This window comes from Parendozoicomonas verongulae (genome assembly GCF_009711465.1).
Lineage (GTDB): Bacteria > Pseudomonadota > Gammaproteobacteria > Pseudomonadales > Endozoicomonadaceae > Sansalvadorimonas > Sansalvadorimonas verongulae.
The window spans coordinates 1-8,807 of the sequence record NZ_SMME01000786.1; the positions used below are offsets into that span (position 1 = coordinate 1).

The window sequence follows — 8,807 nt, forward strand, 5'->3', positions numbered from 1 at the left end:
TTTTGAAAAAAAATTGAGGGTTAAAGATGCTTCCGAACATTTGGAACAAATGACTGAGGATGACGCCGAGACTATTGGTATTTTTGCAGCAATATTGGATTTAAAACGCTACCAGCCGACGAGGTTATTAGCTGATATCCTTGTCACTGATAATGGTCTTGCTTTTAACGATTTTGGCTATGACCTCGGCGATGTCGGACCGGAAACACAGACTTATTATGGGCATGATATCCCAACAGAATATAATCATGGGCAAAAATGTTTAAAAAGAGATCTAAAAAAGCATCCACAATTATTGAACTCAGCCCTTGCTTCCTATGAAAATCACAAAAAGAAGCTGTCAGTTTCAGTAGCCACTGCAACCGATAAAACAAACGATACTAATACTTCAGTTGAAGACCTAACCGAAGAAATGGACAGATTAACTTTATCTAAAAAACAATCCAGAGATGGTAAAAACAAAAAACAAAACAATGACGATGGAACTCCCGTTTAAAATCAGGATACGCTGCATTTTAAGTCGCCAGTGCCTGGAGCGCCGTATTCCCAATCAGGAGACTCTGAAAACCGAAGGGGCGGCGTGGGAAGAGCAGCGCAATAGTTGCCTGTCCAAGATGGAGTGGCGTTTCACAACTAAAGATGCTCGGGTAAAGCTGAAGAAGCTCTACCCGACATATTCGGTAAAATGATGCACTAGGCCTGTTGAGGTTTTGACTGCACAGTTGCCCGACGGTCCAGATGCGTGTACCCCCCATCAACAAATATCAGTTGCCCGGTGATATGGCTGGCTCTGGAGGATGCAAGATAGCCCACCATATCGGCAATTTCTTCCGGCCGTGTATAACGACGCTGCAGGGGCACAGATAACGCTATCCGACTCTGCATAGCCGCCGAGCATGTCTGATCGGCAAGCCACTGTTCATACTGAGGTGTAAGAACCTCAGCAGGAATGACGGCATTCACGCGCACCCCCTCCTCGGCCAGCTCTAAAGCCCATTCCCTGGTGAGGCTGTTTACCCCACCCTTTGCAGCAGCATAACCGGATGTTCCTCCCTGCCCGGTTACACTCACTTTGGAACCGATATTGACCACAGCACCCTGACTTTCCCGTAAAGCCTCAAGGGAGTAGTGCATGAGGCTGAAATAGTGCACAACATTTCGTTGAAGGGAGGTGAGAAACTGAGAGGGGGTTGCCTGCAGGCCAATGGAGTCATTCACTCCGGCATTGTTGACAAGGATATCGAGTGAAGAATAGATATCCAGTACCTTTTCCACAGTGCTCTTGCACTGCTCAGGGGAGCATAAATCCGCTTGAATAAATCGACATTCTTCCCACTCCCGATGGTCGGCAGGAGGTTCCAGACTGACATTCACAACCCGACAGCCTTCTTCCAGCAAACGGTGAACAATGGCCTTCCCGATTCCACTGGAACCACCCGAGACCAGAGCTACCTTTTGGTTAAGCTGCAGATCCACAGGTAGCCTCCTGAGTTTTACAGCTCACCAGTGCAAAATAAAGTACGTAGGCAAAACCGAGCAGAGGAACAATATAAGCGACTTCAACAGAGAACAAGTCCGCAACTCTGCCCATAATCGCAGTAAGCACAGCACCTCCGAAAATCGCCATAATCAAGCCACTGCCCCCGAGGGATACATCCTGCTCACCAACACTTCCCAGCGATAACCCAAATATAGTGGGAAACATAATCGACATGCATCCGGAAATCAGCACCACAGCCCAAACACCTGGGTAGCCCTCGATGACTACAGCCACCACACATAACACAACAGCGGCACAAGCCAGCAGGCTCAACAATCTGGCGGGCTCTATAAATGACATAAGCGCAGTAAATAAAAAACGACAGAACGTATGCAAAACAATAGCTCCCAGCAAATAACTGGAAGCCTCAGCTTCGCTGCCACCCAGTTGGCTCATAACGTAACGGATAGTGAATGACCAGCAGCCAATCTGACAGCCAACATAAAAGAACTGCGCAGTCACACCCCGTCGATAAACGACATTGCTTAACAAGCGCTGACTGGACGCCTTCCAGCTGACATTACGTAATCCATCCATGCGACTTGCAGGCATTGGCGTCAATGCAATCACTACCCACACGATCACAATCACAGCGGCCACCGTCAGGTAAGGCCCCATCACTGCTAATAGTTCACCCGCCTGAATGTCTATCAGCTGCTCTATCTCCATCAGCTCCCGTTCCACTTCGGTTGCCGGGTGCAGGCCGGTGAGAATAAAGAACTTGCCAATAACCACGCCGGTTATTGACCCCAGCGGGTTGAATGCCTGAGCCAGATTCAGCCGTTGAGTTGCGGTTTCATGTGCCCCCATGGCAAACACATAGGGGTTAGCACTGGTTTCCAGAATGGAAAGCCCACCCGCCAGCACAAACAATGCTGTGAGAAAATGGTAATACTCCATGGTTTTGCTGGCGGGATAAAACAGCAATGCCCCACAGGCAAACAACCCAAGCCCCAGTAGCACACCAGCCTTATAGCTGAACTTCTGGATAAACAGCGCAGCAGGAAGAGCCAGAAAAAAATAAGCACCGTAAAACGCAGCCTGAACCAGACTGGATTCAAAATACGACAGGGAAAAGGTTTTCTGAAATTGGGCCACCAGCACATCGGTCATATTATTGGCCAGCCCCCACAGGGCAAAACAACTGGTAAGCAGTATGAATGGAGCAATAAGATTTCGAGAAATAACCGAAGGTGCGGCGTTTGGCAACTTGACACTTGAACCCGCCATAATGAGCCTTCCCCAGATAACTGGTAGTGGAAAAGTAAGACGGGAAAAGATAGCAGTAAGCCTGTAACAACACCTCCCCGAACTCCACAGGCGGAAGCATTGACTCGTATCAGGGCCTGCAAGCGCTAGGGCCTGTTGAGGTTTTATGATCGACTCAGTGGCTCTAAAAGCGGCTAGCTGCAAGGAAGGCTTGTGAAAATCGTAGTTATTCTACATTGAGCAAGCCTGACGCAGCAGATGGCCGCTTTTAGAGCCACCCGAAGGGCATTCCCGAGGGCTTCCATGGCTTCGTCGCCGTGTTTTGAAAGGCAACAAGCATTCCTGCAACACGGCTCCTCGCCATGAAAACCCTCGGGAATGCTGAGCTCGATCATAAAACCTCAACAGACCCTAGTGGTGCATCTATGGTAGAAGTCAGAAACAGACTGTGTGATGAGTTGGAAAAGAAAGAAGACAGGGCACGTTGGATGAGTTTTAGCACCCGACCTGAGCGATCGGGTGCACAGAAATCAGGAGTCGTCAGCCTTCTTTTCGATGACAGTTTCCTCATCCTTTATAGCTTTCTTGAAACCTTTCAGGGCGTGCCCCAGATCTTCGCCCATACTGCCCAGGCGCTTGGTACCAAACAGTACAACAACAATCACCAGAACAATCACCAGCTGGGGCATGCTGATACCACCAAATCCCATATCGACCACCTAAAGTGAGTATTTTTGTCTTAGATACAGGACTTGAAGCCGACACTCCCCAGCCCTGTGAGAAACCTCTGTAACGTCTCTAAAGAGTACAAGGTCGCACAGAGCGGGAACATTGCGGTAAACCCTACCCTTGTTCAGGAATTAGCCTCCCGTCACTGGTGGAAAGAACGCAACTTCATCACCATCATTAATAGCGGCGGAGTCTTTGGTCATAATCTGATTCACGGCAACGAGGGTTTTGCGATCCTGCAGTGTGGTTTTCCAGAGCTCGCCGCGTTCAGCCAGTTCGGTTTTCAGGGCTGTGATGTCAGCAGCGCTGGAGTCCAGCTCCAGCTGATCCACACCCAGACGATCCCGATAGCTGGCAAAGAAAAGAACTTTAATCATAACGACAACCTTAACTGTCTCATTTATTTGTCAGCAACGTAATGACCGCTCTTGCCGCCACTCTTCTCCAGCACTCGAATGCCATCGATGCGCATGGCCTTATCCACGGCCTTGCACATATCAAACACAGTGAGAGCCGCAACAGAGGCCGCGGTCAGGGCTTCCATTTCTACACCGGTTTTGCCGCTCAGACGGCAGCAGGTTTCAATACGTATACGGTTGTGTTCAGGCTGCTGTTCGAAATCTACGCCGATAAAATTCAGCATCAGTGGGTGACACAGGGGAATCAGATTGCCGCACTGCTTGGCTGCCTGAATGCCCGCGATACGGGCAGCAGACAGCACATCACCTTTCTTCAGGTTATTTTCCTGCACCAGCACAAGGGTGGCTGGTGCCATGTAGATATAGCCTTCTGCGCGGGCTTCACGACGGGAGTCGCTCTTGTCGCCCACGTCTACCATTTTTGCTTCACCGCCTTCTGCGGTATGGGTCAGATGGCTCATATCAGTCACTCTTGCCGGGCTTGAGCTGCTCAACAAAGTTGCAGGGGCGGTGGCGGCTGTTCAGCTGCTCGCGAATCACCTGTTCCCATGCTGTTTTGCAGCCGTTGTTGGAACCGGGCATTACAAAGGTGATCGTACCGTTCGCCAGGCCAGCCACTGCGCGGGATTGAATCGTGGACGTTCCGATCTGCTCATAAGACACCTGACGGAACAGTTCACCATAACCATCCACAATTTTGTCGAACAGAGGCAGAACCGCTTCCGGGGTGCTGTCTCGGCCAGTAAAGCCAGTGCCGCCAGTAATCAGAACGGCCTGAATCTCTTCAGAAGCAATCCAGCGGGACAGCACTGCACGAATCTGATAGATGTCGTCTTTCACAATCGCCTTATCGCCCAGCTTGTGCCCGGCTTCCTTCACACCCTCAACCAACAGGTGGCCGGAGGTATCGGTTTCTTCGGTGCGGGTATCGGATACAGTGAGCACTGCAACAGAGAGAGGGATAAATTCAGCAATCTTCTTGTGAGACATGGTCTGCAAATTCCGCTGGCGTAAAAATTACCGGCAAGCCTGCCAGATGTAGCAGAAAATAGCAGCTTCGGAGAACACTAAATAGCTGGTAAGTACAAAAATTAAGAGTCGCAAGTGTCCGAACTATTGCTTTCCCATAATGATGGCGCTACCAGACTATGGGAAAGCAATGGTCCGGGTATTTAAATAAGATTTTTGAACCAGATACTCACAGTTTGCCGTAAAGTGCGCTTTTTTACAGGCGGCAGTGGTACCGGCTCCCCGTTCAATGCCATTCGAGCCTGACGCGGTGTCCAGCGTTTATGAGGGTCAAACTCAAGCATTCCAGTGAGCATATTCACCATACGTTCGGCTTCAGCTTTTGTAAGGGAAGGCGTTTTCTTCGGATTTATTCGTTTGGAAAGCCACTTGTGCAGGTTACGCTCTTCCATGGCAGCCAATGCTTTGGGATAGCTTTCGTATTTGCAGTCAGGGTTAACACCTTTATAACGCATCCCTGTAAGCAGTTCGTAGAACATACAGCCTGCCGAAAACACATCCACCTTCCCGTCATAGCTCTTCTTATTCCAACCCAGAGCCATCGTCATCACTTCAGGGGCAAAGTAGTTGGGCGTACCCGCTACAAGACGCATTTTTGGGGAACCTACCTCTGCTGCCAGACCAAAATCCCCTATACGCACATGACCATTGGCGGGACTGATAAGAATGTTGTCCGGCTTTAAGTCACGGTGCACAACGCCTTTAGATGAGAGATAAACCAACCCTTCCAGCACCTGCCTGCACACATGTATTGCCATCGCGCCTTTCACCTGCGCGTCTTTCTTTGGGGCGGCTTTGCGGGAGGATCTTGTCTTGCCCGTCAGGTATTTAGGCAAAGGCTTTTTCTGAGAAGAGATCAGGTGACTCAGGGTTGAGCCTCCGTGCTCCATATACATCACAGGGTCGTCGGCTGTCACTCTGTGTCCCTGGGCCGTTTTTATGATGTTGGGATGGTCCAGTTTCTGTAAAAGCTGTTCTTCTTTCTTCAATTCTTCGAGGTGTTTGGTAGTGCTTTTGTCTTTACGGTTCTTTTTGCGAACACTTATGGGGCCGGCACCATTCGGTACTACGGCATCGGTTGTACCAAAGCTCCCGGAAGCAATCTTTTTAAATGACACCATCTCCTTATCCTGAGAGGAGATCATGACTGGGGAGTAAGGAACACCAGCTGTGCGTCTGCGCTGTTTATCTAATGTATGAGCAGCACGCTCAGGGTTGCTGTAATGTTCAGTATCCCGAAGCGCTATCGCCCTTCGTACCCGATCAGCCCTGTTTTTACGAGTTTCATAGCTCCCTGCAGGGGATGAAGAAGTTGAGGGTGAAAGTTTCACATAGGATTTCCCTTTAAACAGCTTCACCAGACGCGCTTTCCAACTGCGCGGATCATAAAGACGCCCCTGAGAACTGCGAAACAATTGCTGAGGTCTGCCACCCACTGACTTAGGCATAAGGATCATCCTTGACACTATGCTTTTAATATAGCCACCAATCTGTAGCACATAATGGAAGATTAAGTGATGCTTGCATGGCTTTAAAGCTGTGATGCACGTCTCATTATTAACAATCCTTCGTAGATCTGTCACCGCTCCCCATAGATAATCATTTGAGATAATAAACACAACTGTCATCCCTTCGCGGCAGACGGAGCATGACCATGCCAGCAGCCAAAAATATAGTCTCCATCAGGAGTCATAATGCTGCCCAAACCTCGACATCTGACATCAAACTCCCCAAACTCGTAAAAAAGCTGCGGGACACTGGCTGGCATGCTCTCGCTCTATCCCTGAACAGCTTTTTTCAAAAGGCTGACGACCACTTTTTCGAGCTATCCAACAAAGCTTCTGGCGGTGATAACCACAGTCTCTACTTCGAACTGATGCGCTCCATTCGGGTAAAAAAATCCTCAGTGATTGAGGATATGGAGAAAACCCTGAACGCAGCCTTCGACCGTCTGACCACCCCGAGTCACGACCCAAAAGGTTCAGCAGACCAGTGGCCTGTTGATGAGCTTTCGCTGATTAATAATGAAGAGTTGGAAGAACAGGTTGCGCTCAATACCATGGTGAATCTGGGTAATAATCATTGCGGTGAGTCGCTTCAGCATCTGACACTGCGTCTGGACAACCTGCTGCCCGTGAAGGTCTACCAAAAGAACAACCCTTTCGCACCAGAAACGGTCTGTCATGCTTTCATAAAGGCCACCAAACTTCTGGAGTGTGATATCAAAGCCCGGCTGATGCTGTGCAAGCTGTTTGAAAAATCGGTAGTCGTTAAACTGGATACTCTGTGTGAAGCCAGCAATGAGATGCTGGCCAGACAGAACATCCTGCCCTCTCTCAAGCAGGATCTGAAGGCCTCCAAAAACCGTAACAACACCCAGCCACAGGATGACTATGAACTGCCACAGGCTATTCGGCAGCTGCTGACGACCAGTCAGGAAGCTCCAGCCCCCGCGTCCAGACAAAGCAGCCGCTCAACCGAGCTGATGAATGTTCTTTCCCAGCTGCAGCAAAGCCAGCCAGTGATACAGGCCCGCCTCCAGTTGCAGGAACTGATTCGCGCCCAGAACCAGAATCTGGATATGGGCCAGGATGAGAATAATGTGATCAACCTCGTGGGTATGCTGTTCGAGTTTATTCTCGACGACCGCACCCTGCCTGCCACCATGAAAGCATTGCTCGGCCGCATGCAGATTCCGTTGATTAAAGTTGCCCTGAGTGATCGCACCTTCTTCAGCCAAAAGCAACACCCAGCCCGCAAGCTCCTGAATGAAATGGCTACGGCTGCACTTGGTTGGCAGGAAAGTGGCAGAGGCAAAGACAAGCTTCAGGAAAAGATGGAAAGCATCGTTTACTACCTGCTGAGCGACTTCGACGCTGATACCCGTATTTTTGATGACCTGCTGACAGATTTCACCCTGTTTCTCACACAGGAACAACGCCGCACGAGCCGCCTTGAACAACGCATGCTGGAAGCTGAGCGGAAACAGGCTCAGGCAGATGCTGCACGCAAAACTGTGGATCGCGTGATTCAGCACTATATCAGTGATCGAGATGTTCCCGCTGCAGCCTTAGCCATTCTGGAGCAGGGTTGGAAAAGCGTTATGTTCCTCACAGCTCTTAACAAAGGCACCGACAGTGCTGAGTGGAAAGTCCAGCACAAAACCATTCACGAACTCGTATGGAGCGTAACCGCTCCTATGACACCGGCAAACCGGTCACGTCTGCAAAAACTCAGCCCGCAGATTGGCGCACGCTTAAAAGCCGGGCTGGAAAGCATTGCCTTTGACCCGTTCCAGAGAACGGATCAATTTAAAGCGCTAAAAGCCGTTTATGTCGAGCGCATAAAAGCCGCCAAAGCTGCAGAAACAGTAAAGGCCCAACCTGCCGCCCACAGCCACGGGGTGGATACCTCATCTGTTGATCACAGCGCCATAGAGTTCGAAATGCCTTCCCGTAAATTTGAACTTGTAGAGATCATTGAACCAGAGCCTGCCGGCATGGACGAGAACGATCCTTACCTGAAGCTTGTTGACAACCTGGTTTCCGGTGCCTGGTTTGATATGCAGGAGCCTGAACGCAGCTTCCGTTGCCGCCTCGCTGCTGTATTGAAAGCAGCAGACAAATACATCTTCGTTAATCGAACTGGAATGAAAGTCGCTGAAAAAAGTCGTCTTGAACTGGCCGATGCCTTACGGGATGGCCAGTTTACACAGTTAGATGACGGTATGTTATTTGACCGGGCTTTGAAAGCTGTTATTGCTGACCTTCATCGAACAACGACGACGGGTTAGCACTGGAGACAATGACTCCCGGATAGGACGCCAAACCCATGCCTCCCATACCTGCCATACTTCCCGTGCCTGCCATACTTCCCGTGCC

Annotated in this window: 9 protein-coding genes and 1 pseudogene; 3 read left to right on the forward strand and 7 right to left on the reverse strand. The window is 50.0% G+C overall.

Translation table 11 applies throughout. The features are described 5' to 3' along the window. Both E1189_RS23795 and E1189_RS07105 read left to right on the forward strand, forming a co-directional pair. The coding region (locus tag E1189_RS23795; protein WP_196221282.1) for a hypothetical protein at positions 1 to 496 on the forward strand (496 nt) is incomplete at its 5' end. Between the two features lie 16 nt (positions 497 to 512). Beyond that, positions 513 to 689: pseudogene (locus E1189_RS07105) on the forward strand (IS630 family transposase); the annotation flags it as partial. Between the two features lie 4 nt (positions 690 to 693). Here the strand turns inward: E1189_RS07105 and E1189_RS07110 are convergent. The 7 genes from E1189_RS07110 to E1189_RS07140 form a co-directional block, all read right to left on the reverse strand. Beyond that, complete coding sequence (locus E1189_RS07110) at positions 694 to 1,476, reverse strand: L-fucose dehydrogenase (protein ID WP_329601932.1); 783 nt, start codon at positions 1,474 to 1,476, stop codon at positions 694 to 696. Next, on the reverse strand, positions 1,460 to 2,770 hold the full coding sequence (fucP, locus tag E1189_RS07115; RefSeq protein WP_155159338.1) for an L-fucose:H+ symporter permease: 1,311 nt from the start codon (positions 2,768 to 2,770) through the stop codon (positions 1,460 to 1,462). The genes E1189_RS07110 and fucP overlap by 17 nt, the downstream gene beginning before the upstream one ends. Positions 2,771 to 3,279: 509 nt before the next feature. After that, on the reverse strand, positions 3,280 to 3,459 hold the full coding sequence (tatA, locus tag E1189_RS07120; RefSeq protein WP_155159339.1) for a twin-arginine translocase TatA/TatE family subunit: 180 nt from the start codon (positions 3,457 to 3,459) through the stop codon (positions 3,280 to 3,282). Positions 3,460 to 3,609: 150 nt separating this feature from the next. Beyond that, the gene (gene moaD, locus E1189_RS07125; RefSeq protein ID WP_155159340.1) at positions 3,610 to 3,855 is read right to left on the reverse strand and encodes a molybdopterin synthase sulfur carrier subunit; all 246 of its coding nucleotides are present in this window, start codon (positions 3,853 to 3,855) and stop codon (positions 3,610 to 3,612) included. Positions 3,856 to 3,878: 23 nt separating this feature from the next. Further along, positions 3,879 to 4,358: a cyclic pyranopterin monophosphate synthase MoaC gene (moaC, locus tag E1189_RS07130; protein WP_155159341.1), complete on the reverse strand. Its 480-nt coding sequence runs from the start codon at positions 4,356 to 4,358 to the stop codon at positions 3,879 to 3,881. Position 4,359: 1 nt separating this feature from the next. Then, positions 4,360 to 4,887 carry a molybdenum cofactor biosynthesis protein B gene (gene moaB, locus E1189_RS07135; RefSeq protein ID WP_155159342.1) on the reverse strand — a complete coding sequence of 176 codons (528 nt, stop codon included), beginning with the start codon at positions 4,885 to 4,887 and terminating at the stop codon, positions 4,360 to 4,362. A 182-nt stretch (positions 4,888 to 5,069) separates the two neighbouring features. After that, entirely contained in the window at positions 5,070 to 6,374 is a 1,305-nt protein-coding gene (locus E1189_RS07140) for a serine/threonine-protein kinase (protein WP_196221284.1), read from the reverse strand. A 206-nt stretch (positions 6,375 to 6,580) separates the two neighbouring features. Between E1189_RS07140 and E1189_RS07145 the strand changes: the two genes are divergently transcribed. Then, the gene (locus E1189_RS07145; protein WP_196221285.1) at positions 6,581 to 8,719 is read left to right on the forward strand and encodes a DUF1631 domain-containing protein; all 2,139 of its coding nucleotides are present in this window, start codon (positions 6,581 to 6,583) and stop codon (positions 8,717 to 8,719) included. Positions 8,720 to 8,807 lie beyond the last annotated feature (88 nt).

What these genes read in the sequence shown, in the direction of transcription:
- fucP (WP_155159338.1), bottom strand. Translation starts at nt 2,770, where the DNA reads ATGGCGGGTTCAAGTGTCAAGTTGCCAAACGCCGCACCTTCGGTTATT.
- tatA (WP_155159339.1), bottom strand. Translation starts at nt 3,459, where the DNA reads ATGGGATTTGGTGGTATCAGCATGCCCCAGCTGGTGATTGTTCTGGTG.
- moaD (WP_155159340.1), bottom strand. Translation starts at nt 3,855, where the DNA reads ATGATTAAAGTTCTTTTCTTTGCCAGCTATCGGGATCGTCTGGGTGTG.
- moaC (WP_155159341.1), bottom strand. Translation starts at nt 4,358, where the DNA reads ATGAGCCATCTGACCCATACCGCAGAAGGCGGTGAAGCAAAAATGGTA.
- moaB (WP_155159342.1), bottom strand. Translation starts at nt 4,887, where the DNA reads ATGTCTCACAAGAAGATTGCTGAATTTATCCCTCTCTCTGTTGCAGTG.
- E1189_RS07140 (WP_196221284.1), bottom strand. Translation starts at nt 6,374, where the DNA reads ATGCCTAAGTCAGTGGGTGGCAGACCTCAGCAATTGTTTCGCAGTTCT.
- E1189_RS07145 (WP_196221285.1), top strand. Translation starts at nt 6,581, where the DNA reads ATGCCAGCAGCCAAAAATATAGTCTCCATCAGGAGTCATAATGCTGCC.